The organism is Kitasatospora sp. NPDC089797, assembly GCF_040684795.1.
Lineage (GTDB): Bacteria > Actinomycetota > Actinomycetes > Streptomycetales > Streptomycetaceae > Kitasatospora.
Genome location: NZ_JBFBGS010000039.1, coordinates 1 through 19,867, shown reverse-complemented (window position 1 = coordinate 19,867; position 19,867 = coordinate 1). Strand labels below are relative to the sequence as shown.

General features: G+C 75.2%; 15 protein-coding genes. 10 read left to right on the top strand and 5 right to left on the bottom strand.

Features of this window, described 5'->3' with window-relative positions:
- The first annotated feature begins 99 nt into the window (after window positions 1-99).
- Complete coding sequence (locus tag AB0O91_RS28070) at window positions 100-1,476, top strand: MFS transporter (protein WP_363438550.1); 1,377 nt, start codon at window positions 100-102, stop codon at window positions 1,474-1,476.
- Between the two features lie 157 nt (window positions 1,477-1,633).
- On the opposite strand, the gene AB0O91_RS28065 is transcribed toward AB0O91_RS28070, so the two are convergent.
- On the bottom strand, window positions 1,634-2,767 hold the full coding sequence (locus tag AB0O91_RS28065) for an NAD(P)/FAD-dependent oxidoreductase (RefSeq protein ID WP_363438548.1): 1,134 nt from the start codon (window positions 2,765-2,767) through the stop codon (window positions 1,634-1,636).
- A 165-nt stretch (window positions 2,768-2,932) separates the two neighbouring features.
- Between AB0O91_RS28065 and AB0O91_RS28060 the strand changes: the two genes are divergently transcribed.
- Entirely contained in the window at window positions 2,933-3,652 is a 720-nt protein-coding gene (locus AB0O91_RS28060; protein ID WP_363438545.1) for a TetR/AcrR family transcriptional regulator C-terminal domain-containing protein, read from the top strand.
- 61 nt (window positions 3,653-3,713) lie between these two features.
- Here the strand turns inward: AB0O91_RS28060 and AB0O91_RS28055 are convergent, their stop codons facing one another.
- Window positions 3,714-4,484, bottom strand: a complete 771-nt coding sequence (locus AB0O91_RS28055; RefSeq protein ID WP_363438542.1) for an SDR family NAD(P)-dependent oxidoreductase — start codon at window positions 4,482-4,484, stop codon at window positions 3,714-3,716.
- A 160-nt stretch (window positions 4,485-4,644) separates the two neighbouring features.
- Between AB0O91_RS28055 and AB0O91_RS28050 the strand changes: the two genes are divergently transcribed.
- Entirely contained in the window at window positions 4,645-5,634 is a 990-nt protein-coding gene (locus AB0O91_RS28050) for a helix-turn-helix domain-containing protein (RefSeq protein WP_363438539.1), read from the top strand.
- A gap of 198 nt (window positions 5,635-5,832) precedes the next feature.
- On the opposite strand, the gene AB0O91_RS28045 is transcribed toward AB0O91_RS28050, so the two are convergent.
- Window positions 5,833-7,071, bottom strand: coding sequence for an FAD-dependent monooxygenase (locus AB0O91_RS28045; RefSeq protein WP_363438536.1), 1,239 nt, complete (start codon window positions 7,069-7,071; stop codon window positions 5,833-5,835).
- Window positions 7,072-7,139: 68 nt separating this feature from the next.
- Between AB0O91_RS28045 and AB0O91_RS28040 the strand changes: the two genes are divergently transcribed.
- From AB0O91_RS28040 to AB0O91_RS28030, 3 genes are all read left to right on the top strand, one after another.
- Window positions 7,140-8,066 carry a LysR family transcriptional regulator gene (locus AB0O91_RS28040; RefSeq protein ID WP_363438534.1) on the top strand — a complete coding sequence of 309 codons (927 nt, stop codon included), beginning with the start codon at window positions 7,140-7,142 and terminating at the stop codon, window positions 8,064-8,066.
- A 430-nt stretch (window positions 8,067-8,496) separates the two neighbouring features.
- Entirely contained in the window at window positions 8,497-8,928 is a 432-nt protein-coding gene (locus tag AB0O91_RS28035) for a hypothetical protein (RefSeq protein WP_363438531.1), read from the top strand.
- A 42-nt stretch (window positions 8,929-8,970) separates the two neighbouring features.
- Window positions 8,971-11,886 carry a tetratricopeptide repeat protein gene (locus AB0O91_RS28030; RefSeq protein ID WP_363438528.1) on the top strand — a complete coding sequence of 972 codons (2,916 nt, stop codon included), beginning with the start codon at window positions 8,971-8,973 and terminating at the stop codon, window positions 11,884-11,886.
- Here the strand turns inward: AB0O91_RS28030 and AB0O91_RS28025 are convergent.
- Window positions 11,846-12,523: a hypothetical protein gene (locus AB0O91_RS28025; protein ID WP_363438525.1), complete on the bottom strand. Its 678-nt coding sequence runs from the start codon at window positions 12,521-12,523 to the stop codon at window positions 11,846-11,848. The genes AB0O91_RS28030 and AB0O91_RS28025 overlap by 41 nt on opposite strands.
- 307 nt (window positions 12,524-12,830) lie before the next feature.
- Here AB0O91_RS28025 and AB0O91_RS28020 point away from each other — a divergent pair, with 307 nt between their 5' ends.
- From AB0O91_RS28020 to AB0O91_RS28005, 4 genes are all read left to right on the top strand, one after another.
- A complete protein-coding gene (locus AB0O91_RS28020) occupies window positions 12,831-14,234 on the top strand; it encodes a hypothetical protein (protein ID WP_363438522.1) in 1,404 nt (467 codons plus the stop codon).
- A 330-nt stretch (window positions 14,235-14,564) separates the two neighbouring features.
- On the top strand, window positions 14,565-15,962 hold the full coding sequence (locus AB0O91_RS28015) for a hypothetical protein (protein WP_363438519.1): 1,398 nt from the start codon (window positions 14,565-14,567) through the stop codon (window positions 15,960-15,962).
- A gap of 152 nt (window positions 15,963-16,114) precedes the next feature.
- Window positions 16,115-17,446 carry a hypothetical protein gene (locus tag AB0O91_RS28010; RefSeq protein ID WP_363438516.1) on the top strand — a complete coding sequence of 444 codons (1,332 nt, stop codon included), beginning with the start codon at window positions 16,115-16,117 and terminating at the stop codon, window positions 17,444-17,446.
- Window positions 17,447-17,501: 55 nt separating this feature from the next.
- The gene (locus tag AB0O91_RS28005) at window positions 17,502-18,866 is read left to right on the top strand and encodes a hypothetical protein (protein ID WP_363438513.1); all 1,365 of its coding nucleotides are present in this window, start codon (window positions 17,502-17,504) and stop codon (window positions 18,864-18,866) included.
- A 19-nt stretch (window positions 18,867-18,885) separates the two neighbouring features.
- Here AB0O91_RS28005 and AB0O91_RS28000 read toward each other — a convergent pair whose 3' ends face one another.
- Window positions 18,886-19,521 carry a hypothetical protein gene (locus AB0O91_RS28000; RefSeq protein ID WP_363438510.1) on the bottom strand — a complete coding sequence of 212 codons (636 nt, stop codon included), beginning with the start codon at window positions 19,519-19,521 and terminating at the stop codon, window positions 18,886-18,888.
- Window positions 19,522-19,867 lie beyond the last annotated feature (346 nt).

Sequence of the window (19,867 nt, the reverse complement as noted above, 5' to 3'; positions counted from 1 at the left end):
CGCCGACAGCACCTCGGCCGCCGCACAGCTGTGCGGCGGCGTTCCCGACGATGCCGCCGCTGACGACGGCGGCGGCGCGAAGAAGGAGGCCGGGGCGGTATGACACCGACGCCCACCACCCGACGCTGGGCCCTGCTGGCCGTGGCCGTCGGTGTGTTCTGCATCCAGTTGGACTCGTTCGCCCTGAACCTGGCGCTGCCGCAGATCGGCCGCGAACTGCACGCCGGAGGCGACGGACTGCAGTGGGTGGTCAGCGCGTACCTGCTGTCCACGGGGACGCTGATGCTGGGGGCGGGCCGCCTCGGTGACCTGTTCGGACGGCGGCGGCTACTGGTCCTCGGCCTGGTGCTGTTCGGTACCGCGTCGCTGGCCTGCGCGCTCGCCCCGACGCTGCCCGCACTGGTCGGCGCCCGGGTGGCCCAGGGGGCGGGCGCCGCGCTGATCATGCCGGTGGGCCTGTCCCTGCTGACCAACGTCTACCCGGCCGGGCTCCGGGGCCGCGCCACCGGCCGGGCGCTGGGCATCGGCGGGATCGCCACCGCCTGCGGCCCGTTCCTCGGCGGCGCGCTGACCGACGCGGTGTCCTGGCGGGCGGTGTTCTGGCTCAACGTGCCCCTCGCCGCGCTCGGCGCGTGCTGGGCCCGCCGCACGGCCGAGAGCCGCGACGCCGGGGCGGACCGCACGGTCGACTGGCGCGGGCTGTTCACCGCCACGGCCGCGCTCGCGGTCCTCGCGGTCGTGGTCGACCGGGGTCGGCACTGGGCGTGGCCCGCGGGCCCGGCGGGCCTGCTGGTGGTGGTGGCGCTGTTCGCCTGGTTCGCCCGGCAGGAGCGCGCGGCGGCCGCCCCGCTGGTCGACCTCGCGCTCCTGCGCAACGGGCCCTACACGGCGCTGACCCTCGCCGGGGCGGTGGCCAACACCGCGACGGTCATGTTCCTGTTCGTCGTCCCGCTGACGCTCCAGGGGCAGTGGGACCTGTCGGTCGGCGCGGCGGGTACCGCCTTCCTCGCCCCGGCCGCGGCCATGGCGCTCGCCGGTCCGCTCGCCGGCCGGGTGGCCCCGTGCGCCGCGGTGCGCGTGATGGCAGGCTGTCTCGCCGCGGGCGCCGTGATCCTCTTCTGCCTGGCCCGGGTCCCCTCGCTGACGGGGTACCTGCTCACGGCCACCGCGGGCGGCCTGGTCCTGGGAACGGCCAACTCGCTGACCCTCGTGGCGACCCAGGCGGTGATCAGGCCGGAGCGGGCCGGCGAGGCATCCGGGGTCACCAAGACCGTCATCACGGTGGCGGCCGGCCTCGGGGTCGCCCTGGCGGGAACCGTCACCGACCAGCACCACGGCGCGGGCTCCCAGGCGGCATCCGGTACGGCACTGCAGTTCACCGCACTGGGGTGCACGGCCGCCTGCGTGATCCTCGCCGTGTGGGACGCCACCCGTGCGAACCGCCACCCGTCGCACCGCCGGGCCGTCGGAAGGTGAGCCACACGGGCCCGTGCCGCCACTCATCGGCGGGGAGCCTGGACCACTTGCGCCGTACGAGGCCGCGCTGCGGCTACCGAGGGTTCGTCCCACGGTGATGGCAGCGGGGCCCGGTCCGGTGCTTCGGGGCCGGGCCGCCGGTTCCCGTAGGCGGGTGTCACGCGCCCTGTTCAGCGCCGGTCAGCAGGGCGAGCAGACTGTGGGGCGCGTTGTCGTCGATCATGGTCGCGTAGAAGCCGTCGTCGTTCGCCTCCACGGTGGCGGCGCGGGCGAACATGGTCTGTTCGTGGGCGGCGAGGGCGGCCTCCGTATCGCCGGGATGTGCGGCCAGGGTCCGACCGAGCTCGGCGCCGTCCAGCATCGCCAGGTTGGCTCCCTCGCCGTTCGGCGGTCGGAGGTGGGCGGCATCGCCGAGCAGTGTCACCCCCGGCACGCGGTCCCAGCGGTGCCCGGGCGGCAGGGTGAAGACGGGGCGCAGGACCGGCGGGGTGTCGCTGTCGGTGATCAGGGCGGTGAGTTCGGGGGCCCAGCCGTCGAACTCCTTCGCCACCTGCTCGGTGAGGGCTGCGGCGTCGGCGGCGTCGAGGCCGGTGAACCAGCTCCGGGGCTTCCTCAGCTGCGCGTAGGTGTGCAGGGTCGCGCCGCCCTCCCGGTGGGCCAGGAGTCCGCTGCCCGGGGCGAGTGCGAACAGCGATCCGGGCCCGACCGCCGTCGCGGAGGCGGGGTGGCGGGTCGTCGCGTCGAAGAGGAACGTCTCCACGCTGCAGACGCCGAAGTACTCCGGTACGGCCCCGGAGAGCAGCGGCCGTACGCGCGACCAGGCGCCGTCGGCGCCGACGAGCAGGTCCGTGACGACGGTGGTGCCGTCGGCGAAGCCCACCCGGTGGCGGCCCCCGGCCAGGGCCCGGACCCCAACGGCCTTGCGGCCCCAGTGGACGGTGCCGGCCGGCAGGGAGTCAAGCAGCGTCTGCCGCAGGGCGCCGCGCGGCACCTCCGGGCGTTGGCCGGTGCCGTCGTCGGGCAGGTCGAGCAGCACGCTCCCCGCCCGGTCCATGACCCGGTAGGCCTCGCGGCCCGGCAGGACCAGCCTGCGGAACTCCTCGGTCAGGCCGGCCGCCGCCAGGGCCGCCTGTCCGCCATGGGGGTGGAGGTCGAGCAGACCCCCCTGGCGGCGTGCGTCCGGCGCGGTTTCGGCTTCGTGGACGGTGGCCGCGATGCCGTGCACCTGCAGCACGCGGGCCAGCGTCAGGCCGCCCAGACCCGCGCCGATGATCGTGACCGACGTCGTCATGGCGTCCCCCGTCCCTCGGGCGGCGCTTGGCCCGGTGCCGGAGCGCCCGGTGTTGGATCGCCGGGCGTTGGATCGCCGGGCGTTGGATCGCCGGGCGTTGGATCGCCGCTCCAAACACGCTAGCACGGGTTTGGAGCGGCGATCCATCCATGAGATGCTCGCACCGTGGCGAAGAGGACGAGCGAGGGAACCGGGCGCGCCCCGCGGCGGACGGACGGCCTGTCGAGGGAGCTGATCGTCCGGACTGCGGTCGAGATCCTGGACGGCGGCGGCGAACGGGCCCTGACGCTGCGCGAGCTCACGGTGCGTCTGAGCACCGGATACGGAGCGGTCTACCACTATGTCGCGGACAAGGGCGACCTCCTCGCGGCGGCCACGGAGGACGTCGTCGCCGGAGTGGTGTCCGGTGCGGTCGCGGAGGCCGGCACCGATCCGCGTACCGCGCTGCGCCGCCTCGCCGTCGGGCTGTTCGATGCGACCGACGCCCACCCCTGGGTCGGGGCGGAGCTCTCCCGCCAGCCGTGGCGGCCCGCGCTGCTGGACTTCTTCGAGAGCATCGGCCGCCTGCTGGACGCCCTCGACGTCCCGGACGGCGCCCGGGTCGACGCGGCCGGAACGCTCGTGAACTACGTTCTCGGTGTCGCCGCGCAGAATGCCGCGCACGCCCGGCTCCGCGCCGACCGCGGCACGGACCGCGAGACCTTCCTGACGGAGGCCTCCGACCGATGGGCGCAGGTCGACCCCGGCCGCTACCCGTTCGTGCACGCGGCGGCGCGCCAGCTGGGCGAGCACGACGACCGTCGACAGTTCCTCGTCGGCGTCGACGTCTTCCTCGCCGGCATCTCGGCCCAGAGCCGGAACGCCACGGCCGACCCGTCCGCCTGACGGCCGGACGCGCACGACGCCGCGCTCGCGCACGACGCCGCGCTCGCGGCCGGCGGATGCGTCACAGGGCGATGCGGGGCTGTCCGCTGGAGGCGCCGAGGCCGCCGTCGACGGGGAGTTGGACGCCGGTCACGTACCGCGCGTCCGGGCCGGCCAGGAAGGCCACCACGGCGGCGATCTCCTCGGGGAGGGCGACCCGGCCGAGCGGGATGCGTTCGGCGAAGGCCCTGACCACGGGGGAGTCGGCGGCCAGGCCCGCCGTGATGCCGGTGTCCCGGGTGAAGCCCGGGTGGACGGCGTTGACGCGCACGTGCGGGGCGTGGTCCAGGGCCATGGCACGGGTCAGGTTGACGACGGCGCCCTTGGCCGCGTTGTAGGCGGCCATGCCGTAGTCGCCGCCGAGGCCGCCCGTGGAGCCCACGTTGACGATGGAGCCGCGCGCGGTCCGCAGCAGTCCGAGCGCGGCCCGGCTGGTGTGGAAGACCGCGTCCAGGTTGAGCGCCATCGTCTCGCGCCAGGCCCCGGGGGTCATCGCGTCGACGGCTCCGAAGCCCGGCGCGCCCGCGTTGTTGACCAGCACGTCCAGCCGCCCGAGTTCGGCCGCGACGGCGCCGAACAGCGCGTCGACCTGCTCGGGCACGGTGAGGTCGGCGGTCATGACGAGGACCCTCGCGCCCGCGGGTGCCCCGGCGGCCGTGCGCTCCAGTTTCTCCCGCGTCCGCCCGACCACGACGACCGTCGCGTCCTCGGCGGCGAAGCGGTGGGCGATCGCCGCGCCGATCCCCGATCCGGCTCCGGTCACCACCACGACCCGTCCGGTGTCCGTGCTCACGAAGTCCTCCTCGGCTCGTCCTGCCTGCTGCACCCGGTGCGGGGGAGGGCGGGAACCCGGCCTCCCTCGACTCCACCCACCCTAGGAGGGCCCGGTTCCGTACGCTTGGACATGAGTGCCACATCGACGGGATTTCAGCGCCAGCCCTGGGAGGCAACGGGTGTCGGGAACGAGCGGACCGGGAAACGGCGGGAGCTTCTCGGTCGATGTGACCGCCCCGGGCGCTCCGGAGCACGGGTTCGACCGGTTCCGGCAGGGCTGGGAGGAACAGGTCGGCGAGGCCTACCCCGCGCCGGCCTTCACCCCCGGGGCGACGGGTGAGTTCAGGATCAGCGCCCGCGCCGTCCTGGTCCACGAGGCCGTGCTCGCCGACGTACACAGCCGATCGCTGGCCGGTACCAACAGCAGCGCCTTGGACCAGGGCGACGACATGGTGCTGTTCCACGCGGTGACCCGCAACTCCTGGGACTTCGCCCGGCACGGTCAGGGCCGGCTCACCGTGCCCGCCGGGGACTTCATGCTCCAGCGCAGCGGACCGCCGACCGTCGAGACCGCCCGGCAGGCCAGGGCGACGGTACTGATCCTGCCTGCCCGAGGCCTCGGCCCGCTCATCGGCGACCGGCTGGTCACCGGCTCCGCGGCCACGGCCGAGGCGCGGTTGCTGCTGGGACACGCACAGCTCCTGTCCCGCAGCGCACCGGACCTCTCCCCGAGCGGGGCCGAGGCCGCCCAGCTGGCCCTGATCGAGCTGGTCCGGGGCGTGCTGCGGCAACAGCCCGACGCCACCGAGCCCGCCCACGCTCCCGCCCTGGCCCAGGCCGCCCGGGAGCTCGCGGAGGCCCGCCTCGCCGATCCGCAGCTCTCACCCGCCCTGCTGGCCGGGGAACTCGCCGTCTCCGTCCGCACCCTGCACCGGGCCTTCGCCGGTGCGGAGGAGACCGTCGCCGGATACATCCGCCGTCGCCGACTCGAACAGGCCAGGGCGGCGCTCCTGTCGGCGACCGGTCGGCCGAGCATCTCGGAACTCGCCGCGTACTGGCAGTTCGCCGACAGCAGCCACTTCGGCCGGGCGTTCAGGCGCCAGTACGGCCAGAGCCCGGCCGAGTTCGTCCGCGCGGCGACGAACCGCCGTAGTGGGCACGGCGGATGACCCCCACTCCGCCGCGCGCACCTGCGTCGGCTCCGGGCTCGCCCGGCGCCACCGTGGCCCCTGGCGTCGCACCGTCGCCCTGCCGTCGCGGGCGGTCGGACGCGGCTCGGCGAGCTTCCCGCCGCTCAGCGTCCGGCCGACGGGCGGGACTCAGCCACCGGGCGAACCGGGGCGCAGTACCGGACGTCACGGGATCGGTCACGCAGTGCCGCGGTCGTCGTCCGGGAAGGTGACGCCCATGCCGATGCGTCCCTTGCTGCCGGCGGCCAGACCGGTCATGACGCGGCGGAGCGGACGCAGGTTGGAGAGCCGGATCTGCTGCAGCTGCAGCCAGAAGCGGGGGCGGGTGATGTAGAGGTTCCCGCCGCGGCGCGCGCGTTCCTGGCAGTCCGCGACGAAGGGCCGCATCCGCCGGTCGTAGCGGGCGAACGCGAGGTGGTGATCGCCGTGGGCGGCGGCCAGTTCACCGGCCAGGACGTAGGCGCCGACGATGGCCAGGGTCGTTCCCAGGCCGGAGGAGGGTGAGGCGCAGTAGCCGGCGTCCCCGACGAGCGCGACCCGGCCGAGGTGCCACGCGTCCATGTGGACCTGGCGCAGGTCGTCGAAGTAGAAGTCGGGGGTGGCCGTGACCTCGTCGAGCAGACGGTCGGTCTGCCAGCCGTCACCGGCGAAGTGGGAGCGCAGCAGTGCCTTCAGGCCCTCCTCGTCGTACCGGTCGACGTCGAGGTCCGGGGCGGTCTTGCTGAACATCACGCGGGTGGAGCCCGCGCCGGCGAAGTAGCAGACCCGGCGGTCCGGTCCCGCGGCGTAGAAGGTCTCCCAGCGGTCGTAGCCGAGGAAGTTGGGGACGTCCCCGATGGCGATGTAGCGGCCGAGCCGGTGCAGGCGGTGGCCGTCCGCCGGGAACGCGATCGACCGGGTGGCGGAGCGGACGCCGTCGGCGCCCACCACCAGGTCGAACTCCCGGGCCGAGCCGCTCGCGAACTCGACGGTGACCGCCGAGGCGGTCTGGTCGATCGCCACCGGGTGGTCGCCGTAGACGTACTCGGTGGTGGCACGGGTGCTGTCCAGCAGCATCGTCGCCAGGTCGGTGCGCATCAGCTCGATGTCGGGGCTGCCCGCGACTCCGCCCGTGAGGGTGAACGCGGTGGTCCGGGCCAGGGTCCGGCCGCGGGCGTTGACGAAGTCCATGCCCCGGACGCCGGTCCGGGCGGCGTGCGCGGCGTCGAGCAGCCCCATCCTGGTCAGCACGTCGACGGCCCGGCCGTGTACGTCGATCGCCTGACCGCCCCCGCGGACCTGCCGCGACCGCTCGACCACGGTCGGGGTGAAGCCGTGGTGGGCGAGCCAGTACGCCAAGGTCGGCCCCGCGATCCCGGCGCCGACGATCAGGACCCGGTGGTTGTGCACGCTGGTTCGAGGTTCGGTTTCTCCCATGCCACCGAGCCTCATCCACAAGGCCGTTCGCGTCCAACGACGAACGGCGCTGACTACAATCAACAATCGTGATCGGTCTGGAGCTCCGGCAACTGGAGTACTTCGTCGCCGTGGTGGAGGAACGGAACTTCACCCGGGCGGCGGCGCGGCTGCACGTGGTGCAGTCCGCGGTCTCGGCCGGACTCAAGGCGCTGGAGCGGCAGTTGCGGGCCGAACTCGTCCACCGCACCTCCCGCGAGGTGTCCCTGACCGAGGCCGGTCGCGCCCTGCTCCCGCGCGCCCGCGACACCCTCGCGGCGGCCCGGGCCGCCGTCGACGCCGTCGACGAGGTCCGGGGCGGGATCCAGGGCGAGGTCCGGGTCGGGGTGATGTCCTCGCTGCCCGACATCGACCTTCCCGCCGCCCTGGGCCGGATGCGCGCGGACCACCCGCGGGTGCGCGTGCGGCTCAGCCACCGGCCGGGCGGTTCCCGCGACCTCGCCGACGACCTGGCCGCCGGCCGCCTCGACCTGGCCCTGCTCTCCGAACCCGGTCCCGCCGGCAACCGCCTGCGCCTCACCCCGCTGGTGTCCGTCGGCATGCGCCTCGTCGTCGCCCCGACCCATCCCCTGGCGGGCCGCGGAACAGCGGCCCTGGCCGAACTGGCCGACGACGTCTTCGTCGACTTCCCGATCGGCTACGGCAGCCGATCGATCGTCGACCGCGCGTTCGCCGCGGCCGGGCAGTCCCGCTACGTCTCCGTCGAGGTGGCCAACGCCGAGGCCGCCACGGCGTACGTGCGCCAAGGGCTGGGGGTGGCGATCCTGCCCGACGCCTACATCGACCCGGGCCCCGCGCTGCGCCTCACCGGCCCGGGCAGTGACCTCCTGACCTGGTCGTTGTCGCTCGCGACCGCCAGGAACCGGCACCCCGGCGCGGCGACGGAGGTGCTGGCGGCGATGGTCGAGGAGACCGCACTTCGGCGCACGGCCCAGCGACGACGCTCCGCGCCGTGACCCGGCCGAGCCGCTGTTCGTGCCGCACCACGGCCGGTGCTCGTGCCGCACCACGGCCGGGACGACGACCGCGGCCCGGCCGGGCGGCAGGGCCCGCCGGCGCTGACCCGTCGTTTCCAGCCGGTCGCGCAGGGGATCGGCGAGGCGGCCGACGCGCTCGTGGGTGGTCGTCGCACGGTTTCAACAGCGTTCAGGGGCATGGGGGTTGCGGAGTCGAAGGGGTGTCGGGTCGGTAATGCCCGCAGTCTCGGGGGCCGGTCGGACAGTTCCGTCCCGACGGCCCCTGACGGTGCCCCGGAGCGGTACCGTGGCAACGGCAACTCGCCTTTGGGGGAGGCAGGTTGCGACCACAGGCCGCAGGACCGGGCCGTCGGCGGCGGTCCGCGGGACATCCGGGCCGACGGCCGGCGATCGAACACAGGGGGGAACCGTGCTGGAGGAGATTTCGGAGCTGGCCGCGGCGGGAGCGGCGACCGTGGTGGGCGCGATGTTCACCGACGGCTGGGAGGCCGCCCGTACGGGGTTCGTCCGGTTGTTCCGGCGCGGGGGACAGGGCCAGGAGACGGCCGTCGAGGCGCAGTTGACCTCCGGCGCGGAGCTGGTGCAGCGGGCCGAGGACACCGATGCGGCGCGTCAGAGCCTGGAGCCGTTGTGGCGGTTCCAGCTGGCGGAACTCCTGCGCCGCCACCCCGAGGCCGTGGCGGAGCTGACCTCCTGGGTGGAGCAGAGCCGCGCCGCCGAGGCCCAGACACTGCCGGCGGTGGTCCAGAACGTGGAGGCCAGGGACAACAGCCGGGTCAACGCCGTCGTCCACGGCAACGTCATCGTGCACGAGGCCGCGCCCGCCGCCGACGCCTCGTGACGCACCCTGACGATCCCTCATGATCCTTTCTGACGAGGCCTCGTGACCCCCACCGCCGAACCGGAGCCCTCCGGCGGCGGGAACGCCGGCGACCGGATCCGGATCGGGCAGAAGGCCGTCGAGCAGACCATCACGGTCGCCGCCGGGTACGGCTACGGGGTGATCGGCGCCGACCTCCACGTCTTCGGCGACGGCCTGCCGCTCTACCTGCTGGAGAACCACCGCCCCGCCGACGGGGAGGACTCCGCCTGGCTGGCCGAGCTGCCCAGCCGGATGCTCAACGCCCGCTTCGCCGTGGTCCCGTTCACCGGACGGGACGGAGAACTGCGGCAGCTGGAGCAGTGGCGCGACGGCCGGCCGCGGCTGGCCCTGCGCTGGCTGCACGCCCCCGGCGGCCAGGGCAAGACCCGTCTCGCCCGCCACTTCGCGCAGGAGTCGATCGAGGCGGGCTGGAAGGTGCTGACGGCCGTCCACGGTCCGGGCTCCGTGCTGACGCCCGGCCGGAGCGAGGACCTGCGCCCGGACGGCTTCGCCGGGCTGCTCCTGATCGTGGACTACGCCGACCGCTGGCCGCAGTCCCACCTGACCTGGCTCCTGAGCAACGCGCTGCTGCACCGTCCCGAGGTGCCCACCCGGGTGCTCCTGCTGGCCCGCACGCTCGACCCCTGGCCCCCGCTGCGCGCGGCCCTGGCCGAGCGCCGCGCCGACCTGTCGAGCCAGCGGCTGGCGCCGCTCCCGCAGGAGTCCGGGCAGCGCACCGAGATGTTCGCGACGGCCCGTACGGCCTTCGCCGCCCGCTACGGGACGGCCGACCCCTCGGCCGTGCTCCCGCCGGGCCCGCTGGAGTCCGCCGAGTACGGTCTGACCCTCGCCGTCCACATGGCCGCCCTCGCCGCGGTCGACGCCCACCACCGCGGCCGCCGGCCGCCACGGGACCCGGCAGGCCTGACCGGCTACCTCCTGGACCGGGAACAGCTGCACTGGGCGCGCCTGGCCGGCGACGGCACCCATGAACTGGACCCCGGCCGCAGGGTCATCCGCACCCGTCCCGACGTGATGTACCGGGCCGTCTTCACCGCCGCCCTCACCGGGACGATGAGCCGCCCGGCCGGCGCCCGGGTGATAGCGGCACAACGGCTCCGGCCGTCACCCGAACAGGTCCTCGCCGACCACGGCGCCTGCTACCCGCCCGCCGCTCCCGCCCGGGACACCGTCCTGGAGCCCCTCTGCCCCGACCGCCTCGCCGAGGACTTCCTCGCCCTGACCTTCCCCGGGCACCCGGCCGACCACCCGGCGCAGGACTGGGCCCCGGCCACGGCCGCGCTCCTGCTGCGCGCCGACGGCGACGCCCCGCCGCCCTGGACCCCGCGCGCGGTCGTCTTCCTGGCCGCCGCGGCGGCCCGGTGGCCGCACCTGGGGCCCGGGTACCTGTTCCCGCTGCTCCTGCGCGAGCCGCGGCTCGCGCTCGCGGCGGGCAGCGCCGCGCTGACCGCCCTGGCCGGGATACCGGAGGTGGGGATCGACGTCCTGGAGGCCGTCGCCGCCCACTTCCCCGGGCGGGACGTCGGCGACCTGGCCGTCGGCATCGCCGCCGTGACCCGCGGCCTCGCCGAGCGGCAACTGGCCGGCACCCGGGATCCGGCCCGCCGCGCCCAGATCCTGTTCGACCTCGGGGAGAAGCTGTCGGCCGCCGGACAGTACGCGGCCTCGGCCGAGGCGAGCGGCGCGGCCGCCGCCCTCTACCGGCAGCTGACGGCAGCCCTGCCGGTGGCGCGGCCGTCCTGGTCCCGGAGCGGTGCCCTGCGCCGCCCCAGGAGCGAACTGGCCTTCCTGCGGCTGACCGTGCGGGGGAGGGCGGCACCGGCGCTCGGGGAACGGCGGCGGTTCCAGGAGGCGCAGGGGCTGGCGGTCGGACTGGCCTACTCCCTGGTCAACCTCAGCACCGCCCTCGCCCGGCTCGGGCGGTGGGAGGAGGCCGCGGACGCCTCCCGCGAGGCCGTCGGCTCCGTGCGGGCGGCCTTCCGGCCCGAGGAGGTGCGGCGCGCGGACGTCGGGCTGGGCGGGGCCCTCGTGAGCCTCGCGGTCGCCCTGGCCGGGCTGGGCCGCTACCAGGAGCAACTGGACGTCCTGCGGGAGGCGCTGGACGTCCTGCGCCACCAGGCCCGCCGGGGCAGTCCTCCGGCCGCCCGCGCCCGGCTGGCCAACACGCTCAGCAACCACGGCGTCCTCCTGGGGCGCCTGGCGCGGAAGGGCGAGGCGCTGGAGGCCACCGAGGAGGCCGTGCGCATCCAGCGCGCCCTGGCCCGGGAGGATCCGGCCGCCTACGGGTCCGACCTGGCCGTCTACCTCAACAACCTCGGCCGCCGCCGGGCGGACGTCGGCGACCGGGCGAACGCGGTACGGGCCACCGAGGAGGCGGTCGGGCTGCTGCGCCGCCTGGCGGAGGTCAACCCCGCGGTCCACCGGCCGCAGCTCGCCCGCTCGCTCGGCAACCTCGCCCAGCAGCGGACCGGGGACACCCCGGGCGCCCTGGCGGCGGCGGAGGAGGCCGTGCGGATCCTCCGCGAGCAGGCCGCAGGCGCTCCCGAGGCCCGGCCCGGCCTGGCCGTCTCCCTGGCCACGCTCGGCGGCAGGCTGTCCGAGGCCGGTCGGCACCGGGAGGCGCTGGCGGTGGCACAGGAGGCCGTCGCCCTGCTGCGGCCCGAGGCGGAGGCCGACCCGGCGGTGATGAACCTCGAACTCGCCATCGCGCTGGGGGTCCTGGCACAGGTGGGGGTCAACGCCTGTGCGGCCGCCGATGCGGACGCCGATGCCGACGCGGCCCGGGAGACCCTGGCCGAGGCGGAGGCCGTCCTCGCCCGGGCGGCCACCACGACCCCGGCGTCGGCCGCCGAGGTCCGCGGGCAGCTCCGGTCGCTCAGGGACCGGCTGGAGGCCCTGGACGGCCGTGGGCGGTGAGCGGCCCGTGGACCGGACAGGTCGGCGCCGGCCGGACCCTCCGGTAGGCCTTCCGGTCCGCCAGCCGCACCTGCCACGGCGCGTCGGACGACCCGCGCCTGAGGATGACGTGCCGGTTGCCGCCCGCGCCCAGGTGGCCGCGGTACTCGGCGACCACCGGTGCGTCCTCGCCGACGAGGCGCCGCACCTGGTCCTCGACGAAGCAGAACAGGCAGACGGATCCGCTCAGCGTCGCCGAGAACTGCCGCAGCCGCGGCTGGGCGACGAAGACGAAGACCGCCCCGGTGTGGCCGACCAGCAGGCCGATCGACTGCGGCCCGTCGAACCGGGCCGACTCCTGCACGAAATGGCTCAGCCGCAACGGCTCCGTCACCAGGGGCCGGACCCTGCGCACCAGCAGCGCGAGGACCGTGTGGACCACACTGACCCCCAGGTCGACGCAGAACGCCACGACGAACCAGCCCGGGCCCCGCACCAGCGCCAACCACAGCCACAGCCCGGTCACCACCACCAGGACCCCGACCCCGACCGGGCGCAGCGGCGGGGAGAACACCGCCCGGAACGCGCCCGGCAGGACGACCAGCGCGACCACATCGGCGCCCACCAGAACCGCGCCGGCCACTGCCTCCGCGCTCAACCGGCCTCCCTGTCAGGCCACTTGTCACCCTCCGGTCGAACCATGCTCGCACATCGCGGCTCGTTCGTCCGTCGGGTCGAGCAGGAGGCGTCGGCCCGCGGACGACGTGAGCCGGGGGCCGGCCCGGCTCCCCTGGGCAAGGGTCTGGGCAAGGACCTGGGCAGGGATCGACACGGGGGCGGGCGGGGTCACCGGCTGTGCCCCGGGCCGTGCCTCCGGGGGTGCCTCGGAACGTGGCAGACTTCGAAGAGGGCTTCCTAGAATCCGGTGCCGAAGCCGGGTCCACGGCTCCCCAGGCTCCCCAGAGATGCTCGAGAACTCCACCATCATGGCGCACCCCCTCACCCTGCTGCGGGCTTCGATGGGGCTTTCCCACCCCGAGTACGCCCGCCTCGTCGCACAGACCCACGTCGAACTCGGCCTGGGGCAGATGGCCGCCCGGCGGGAGAAGGTCTCCCGCTGGGAATCGGGCCGTACCGTGCCGGAGCTCGGCGCGCAGCTCGCCATGGCCCACCTCCACGGCGTCCCCGCCCATGAGGTGCGCCGGCTCGGCTGGCCCCACTGGATCCACCTGGTGATCGGCGACACCACGCTGCTCGATCAGCCCTACACTGTCGCGGGTGCCGAACTGGCACTCGGCGGCGCACTCCACCTGCCGAAGGCGCCGCGCACACCGTCGCTGCTGCTCACGGGAGGGGCGCTCACCGCCCAACTGCGCTCCGCCGTCGACCAGATGACGGCCGACGACCGCGGTGCCGGCGCGGATCCGGGTCGACCCGGCTCGTCCGCCGAGCAGTTGCGCTGGATCGAGACCCGGGTCGACGCCCTCGAACGGTACGAGTACGGGACCTTCGTCCCCGCGCTGTCGCTGTACCTGGCGGCCCATGCCGAACACCGCCTGGTGGTCCGGATGCTCGGCTGCAGCCGCCACGATGTCGAGGCCTCCCGTCGCCTCTTCCGCCTGGCGGCCCGGACCGCGCTGCTCTGCTCCTGGCTGAGCAGCGCCCTCGGGGAGGAGACGCGGGCCGAACAGCACAACCTCACCGCGGTCAGGGCGGCTGCGGCCGCCGGGGAGCCCGCCGTCGCGGCGGTCGCCATGACGCAGCTCGCCCTCCGGCACATCATCGCCGGGAATCCGGCCGACGGGCTGACGGCGGTCCAGGCGGCCCGCGCCGTCGACTCCCGACCCGGGGCGGGCGCCGCGACGCTCCTCCACAACGTGGCGGCCATCGTGCTGGCCCGGACCGGCGACGCGATCGGCGCGGCGAGGTCGCTGGACCGTGCCGCCCAGCACGCCGTCTCCGCCGCGGCGACGAGCCCGAACGCCTCGGGCGGCACCGATCCGTACGAACGTTCCGTCGGTGTCGCCCGCGCCCAGGCCTCGCTGTTCCTGGACGCTCCGCGCAAGGCGAGGTTCCAGTTCGAATCCCTCACCGGAACCCTGCTGGCACCGAGGGCCACCACACCGTCCCCGTACACCGGGGTGTGGCTCCTCTACGTCGTGGACGCGCACCTGGCGCTCGGCGACATCGGCCTCGCGGCCCGCACGGCCCACCAGGCCGTCGAGGTCGCCGGAGCGCTCCCGCCCGGGCTCGTCCTGCAGTACCGGGAGCGGCTGGCCCCGCACGCGCACGAGCCGGTCGTCCGGCAGGTGCTCGACCGGCTCGACGACGCCGTCCACCGGGAGCGGCCTCCGCAGGACCGGGAGTGAGCCGCGACCGGACCACGAGGGAGCCGTCGCCGGACCGGGAGTGAGGCGTGGGTGGACCGGGAGTGAGCCGCCGTCGGAGCCCGCCGGTGGTGGGCACGTTCCCGGCGCACTTCCTTTTCCGTCCGAATGCTTCCGACCGTCCCCGGAATTCCCGGGGCGCCTGGTTCCGGCGATATCCTCGCTTTTATCATGGCTTTGACACTTCGGGGTCGGAATGTTATCATCGGTCGGATACCGGTTGACCTTTTGATCGAACCGGGGCTTTGATCGAAGGCGCGACCGGATGCCCCCACCGTCGGCCGGGGCCGGCGGGCGGACCACCGCACTGACATGGCGACGCACCCCCTGGTCGCGCTGAGAACCGCGATCGGCCTCTCGCAGCCCGCGTACGCACAGCTCATCGCCCGTACCTACGCGGAACTGGGCTACGGCCGGATGGCCGCGCGACGGGAGAAGGTGTCCCGTTGGGAATCCGGCCGGATCGTCCCGGAGCTCGGCACCCAACTCGCCATCGCCCGCATCCACCAGGTGGACCGGGGCCTGGTGCTGCGCCTGGGGTGGCCGCAGTGGCTGCTCGCCGCCGGGGGTGACCACACCCTGCTGCGGCAGCCCTGGAGCCCGCAGGCCGCGATCGCCGTCGCCGAGTCCCTCGCGGGCGCGCCGGCAAGCCCCGGATCGGTGCCGATCGCCACCGGACCGGCCCTGATCGCCACCGGACCGGCGTTGAGGCTCCAGATCCGCGGCGCCCTCGGCGCGCTCGCCGGCGGCCTCCGCCCGCCCGGGCAGGACGGCCTCGGCATCACCCCCGGCACGCTCGCCTGGGCGGAGGCCCGGATCCGCGCCCTGGAGGAGCTCGAAGCCGGCAGCCCGATCCCCCAGGACGTCCTGCACGCCTCGGCCCGCGCCGAGTACCGGCTGGTCGGCGACCTCCTGAGCCGCCACTGCTACGACGCCCCCACCGGCACCCGGCTGCTCCTGCTCGCCGGACGGGCCGCCGCCCTGTGCGCCTGGACCAGCGGCGCGCTGGGGGAGGAGTTCCGGGCCGAGCGCTACGGCCTCGCCGCGATCCGGGCCGCGTCCGCCGCCGGGGCGGCCCGGCACACCTCGGCCTACCTCTGTCTGCTCTCGATCACGCACCTGCGTCGGGGCGACCCCCGGGACGCGCTCGCGCTGCTCCAGGCCGCGCGCACGGTCGACCCCCGGCCCTCGCCCCGGCTGGCCGTCATCCTGCACAGCCGGCAGGCCCGCGCCCTGGGCCGGCTCGGCGAGTCCACCGCCGGACTGCACGCCCTGGACCGGGCCGAACGCGCCCTCGCCGGAGCCGAGCCGCAGTGGGATCCGGACTGCGATCCCACGGCGAGCAACATCGATGAGAAGTACCTCACCCTGGCCCGCGGCCACACCTGGCTGTGTCTGGGGCAACCGGCCCGCGCGCTGGCCTGCTGCGAAGGCCTCCTGGACGGTGGCCCGCCGCCGACCGGCCCCCCGTCCCCGCACGGCCTCTCCCGGCTGCGCCCGGTGGTGGAAGCCCGGCTGGCCGTCGGGCAGGTCGACGAGGCCGCCGCCGCCGTGCACGGCGCCATCGCCCGGACCGGTGCCCTGCCGCCCGCGCTCGCCCGCTGGTTCGGCGCCCACCTCGCCCCGCACGCCGGTCAGCCGGAGGTTCGGGACGTTCTCGAACTGCTGCGCGAACCGTCCGCGCCGCCGCGCCGGTACGCCCCCGAATAGCAGCGCGCATTTCCCGTTCTGGCAATAGGGGCAGGCCGTGCCTCCGGGGGTGCCTCGACGCCTGGGAATTCTGAATCCCCCTTTCTAGAATTCGGGCCGAAACCGGTTCACGGTTCCCCCACGATTTCCAGGAACGGTTCAAGACCGCACCCATGGCGCACCCTCTCACCCTGCTGCGTGCCGCGAAGGGGCTTTCCCACCCCGAGTACGCCCGCCTCGTGGCACAGACCCACGTCGACCTCGGCTTCGGGCAGATGGCCGCCCGACGGGAGAAGGTCTCCCGGTGGGAATCGGGCCGGACCGTGCCGGAGCAGACGGCGCAACTGGCCATGGCGCACCTCCACGGCGTCCCCGCCCGCGAGGTGCGCCGACTCGGCTGGCCCTTCTGGCTGCACCTGGCCATCAGCGACACCACCCTGCGCGAGCAGCCCTACACCGTCGAGGGGGCCGAACTCGTCCTGGGGAGCAGCCTCCACCTGGCGAGAGCGCCGCGCTCCCCGGAGCTCCTGGTGCGGGGGACGGCGCTCACCGCCCAGCTGCGGTCCGCGCTCACCCAGATCGCGGCGGGGGGCGGGCGGAGCACCGGACGCGGCGGAACGCCGTCCCGCGCCGAGCAACTGGCCTGGATCGAAGCCCGCACCGAGGCACTCGAACAGCACGAGGCCGGCACCCTCGTACCGGCGGCGTGCCTCTACCGCACGGCCCACGCCGAACACCGCCTGGTCATACGTCTGCTCGGCAGCCGTGACCGCGAGGGACCGGCCACCGGACCGCTCTTCCACCTCGCCGCCCGCACCGCGCTGCTCGGCAGTTGGCTGAGCGGCGCCCTCGGCGAGGAGACCAAGGCGGAGCGCCACGGCCTCACCGCGCTCCGGGCCGCCGCCGCCGTGGCGGACCCTGCGCTCGCCTCGGCGGCCATGATCCAGATCGCGCTGCGGCATCTCAGCCTCGGCTCCCCGGCCGATGTCCTGGCGCTCGGGCAGGCCGTTCGCGCGGCCGAACCGCGGCCCGAGCAGGACACCGGGACCGTGCTGCACTGCGTGGAGGCCCTCGCCCTCGCCCGGCTGGGGAACCCCACCGGCGCCGCGCGGGCACTGGACCGGGCCGCGGCCGGCGCGGCCACGGGCAGCCGGATGGGTGCCGCCGCGATCGAGCGGCACCTCACCGTCGTCCGCGCCCGGGCCGCCCTCCTCCTCGGCGACCCGCGCGGCGCGAAGCCCCACTTCGTGGCCTTCACGGACTCGCTGTCGGCGCCGCGCGCCGCCGCGCCCTCGCCGCAGACCGCTGCCTGGCTGCTCTCCGCCGTCGAGGCGCACCTCGCCCTCGGCGAGCTCGACCGTGCCGCCCGCGCCGTCCACCTCGCCGCCGACATCGCCGGAACGCTGCCGCCCGGCCTCGCGCTCCAGTACCGCGCGCGGCTGGCCCGGCACGAGCGCGAGCCGGTCGTCCGGGAGGCCCTGGAACGCTTGGAGGATCTCCCCTGAGCTCCGCTCACCTCCGCAGACCGGCATCCGCCCCTCGACCACCGCTGGAGCCGCCATGGTGCACGCCAACCCCTTGACCCGGCTGCGCGCCGGGCTCGGCCTGTCCCGACCCGAGTACGCCAAGCTCATCGCGAGGACCCACGGTGCGCTCGCGCTCGGGCAGTTGGCCGTCCGCGCGGACCGGGTCGCCGGCTGGGAGTCCGGTCGCGCCGTGCCCGTGCACACCGTCCAACTGGCCATCGCGCACGTCCACGGCGTCCCCGCCGGTGAGGTGCACCGGTTCGGCTGGCCGCACTGGCTGTGCCTGGCCGACGGCGAGGCCACCGTGCTGGACCGGCCCTACACGGACCACGGCGCCGTCCTCGCCCTGCGGGCCGCCCTGCACCTGCCCCGGGTCGCCTGGTCGCCCGAACTGGCGTTACAGGGACGTCCGTTGGTCGGTCAGCTGAACGAGGCCCTGAACGGGCTCGCGGCGGCGGCCCGGGCGGACGGCCGCCGTCCGGGGGAGGGGCCGCCACGGAGCGAGGCGCCACTGCGGTGGATGGAGGCCCGCACCACCGCCCTCGAACAGTACGAGAGCGGCACCCTGCTGCCGCCCGCCGCCCTGTACGGCGCGGCCGACGCCGAACACCGGCTCGTCGTCGGCCGCCTGCTCACCGGCACCGACGGCCGACCCCCGGCACCGCGGCGGCTGTTCCCGCTCGCGGCCCGCACCGCGCTGCTCTGCACCTGGCTCAGCAGCGCGGTCGGCGAGGAGACCAGGGCCGAGCGGTACAACCTGGTCGCGCTCCGCGCCGCCGTCGCCTCCGGCCGCAGGGCCGCCGTGGCCACCGTCCTCGCAAAACTGGCGACCCGTCACCTCCTCGCCGGCGACGCCGCCGACGCGCGGGCGATCCTCCGGGTCGCCCGGGCCGCCGACCCGAAGCCGGAACCCGCCCTCGCCGTCCTGCTGCACACCAGGGAGGCGCTGGCCCTCGCCCGGCTCGGGCGGTCCGGCGACGCGGCACGGGCACTCGATCACGCCGCCGACGCCCTGGCCTCCTGCGACGGGCGGCACCGGCCCGGCTTCCCGTTCACCGTCGACGGCCGCCACCTGGCCGCCGCCCGCGCCGACACCTGGCTCCACGCCGGTGCGCCGCGCCGGGCGGAACCCCATGTCGCCGATCTGCTGGACGAGTTGGACGGTCCCGAGCCGGTGCCCGCCCCGCCGCTCAGCGGGCGGATCCTGCTGACCGCGGTCGACACCTACCTCGCCCTCGGCGAAGCCCGCCAGGCGGCCCGCGCCACGTACTGCGCGATCGCCCTCACCGGCACCCTGCCCCCGGGCCTGGCCCGGCAGTACCACCGCCGACTCGCCGCCCACCAGCACGAACCCGTGATCCGGGACGCCCTGGAGCGCCTGCGGGACCAGGAGCCGTGAACGTCGGCCGTCCGGCCGCTCAGTCGGCGCGGTCGACCTCTGGCCGGTGCCCGCGCCGGGACGGTACCCAGGACCCGTCCCGGACGGTGAAGTCGCCGAACAGCTCAGGGACTTCGCCGCGCAGCAGCTCACCGATCCGGCCGAAGAGCAGCCGGCTCTCCCGGTCCGCCTCGGGCGCCGTGCGGGACTCGACGGCGTGCCGAAGGGTGCGGAGGTCGGCGGTCCAGAGCAGATCGACGGTGGGGTCTCCGGGGGCGACCGGGCGAGGGGAGGAGTCCGGTCGCGCGGGGGAACCGGCGGGGCGGGCCAACTCCCGGGCGAGCGTGCGGCGGACGCCGCGCAGCACGAAGCTGAAGTGGACGTGGTCCAGGAAGGATCCGCCCGCGGAGCCGTGCCCGTCGTCACGGGGGCGGCTGTCCGCCGCGGGCTCGGCTTCGAGGGACGCCGGGGCAGGCCCCGGTGCCCAGGAGCCGCGGGGCAGGCGGTCGGCGAGATCGGCCAGCGCCTGCGCATCGTGGAACCCGCCGTCCGTCCAGGACCGGTCGAGGCCGACGAGCCACCGCTCGCCGCCGACCTCGCGCAGGTAGGCGGACACCTCGTCGATGTCGAGGGTCGGGCGGGCGATGATCCGAACGCTCGGTTCGACGAGGTCCACCGGCTCTCCTTGGGCTGTACGGGACGTCCCGGCAGGCACCCGGCTGCGACAGCAGCCCGAGACCTCCGGCGCGTGAGTCGGATCGTACGGAGAACTGTTCGATCCACGCCAAGCTCCGGAGCACCCCCGGAGGCACCCCGGCGGCGCTCCATGCCGTCTGGGGCCTGCGCTCACCAGAACCGGGCGAGCGAGCTCTCCTGGAACGGCAGGGGCGAAATGCTCAGGTCCCCCACGAAGGGGCGGTCCAGGAGCAGGACCAGCAGGAGGCTGAACCCGATGAGTGCGGCGACCGAGCTGACGAACAGCATCCGGGCGGCCTGGCCGGGGACTCTGTACAGCAGGGCCA

Coding starts and splice junctions, on each gene's coding strand:
- AB0O91_RS28070 (WP_363438550.1), top strand. CDS start 100: ATGACACCGACGCCCACCACCCGACGCTGGGCCCTGCTGGCCGTGGCC.
- AB0O91_RS28065 (WP_363438548.1), bottom strand. CDS start 2,767: ATGACGACGTCGGTCACGATCATCGGCGCGGGTCTGGGCGGCCTGACG.
- AB0O91_RS28045 (WP_363438536.1), bottom strand. CDS start 7,071: ATGGGAGAAACCGAACCTCGAACCAGCGTGCACAACCACCGGGTCCTG.
- AB0O91_RS28020 (WP_363438522.1), top strand. CDS start 12,831: ATGCTCGAGAACTCCACCATCATGGCGCACCCCCTCACCCTGCTGCGG.
- AB0O91_RS28015 (WP_363438519.1), top strand. CDS start 14,565: ATGGCGACGCACCCCCTGGTCGCGCTGAGAACCGCGATCGGCCTCTCG.
- AB0O91_RS28010 (WP_363438516.1), top strand. CDS start 16,115: ATGGCGCACCCTCTCACCCTGCTGCGTGCCGCGAAGGGGCTTTCCCAC.
- AB0O91_RS28005 (WP_363438513.1), top strand. CDS start 17,502: ATGGTGCACGCCAACCCCTTGACCCGGCTGCGCGCCGGGCTCGGCCTG.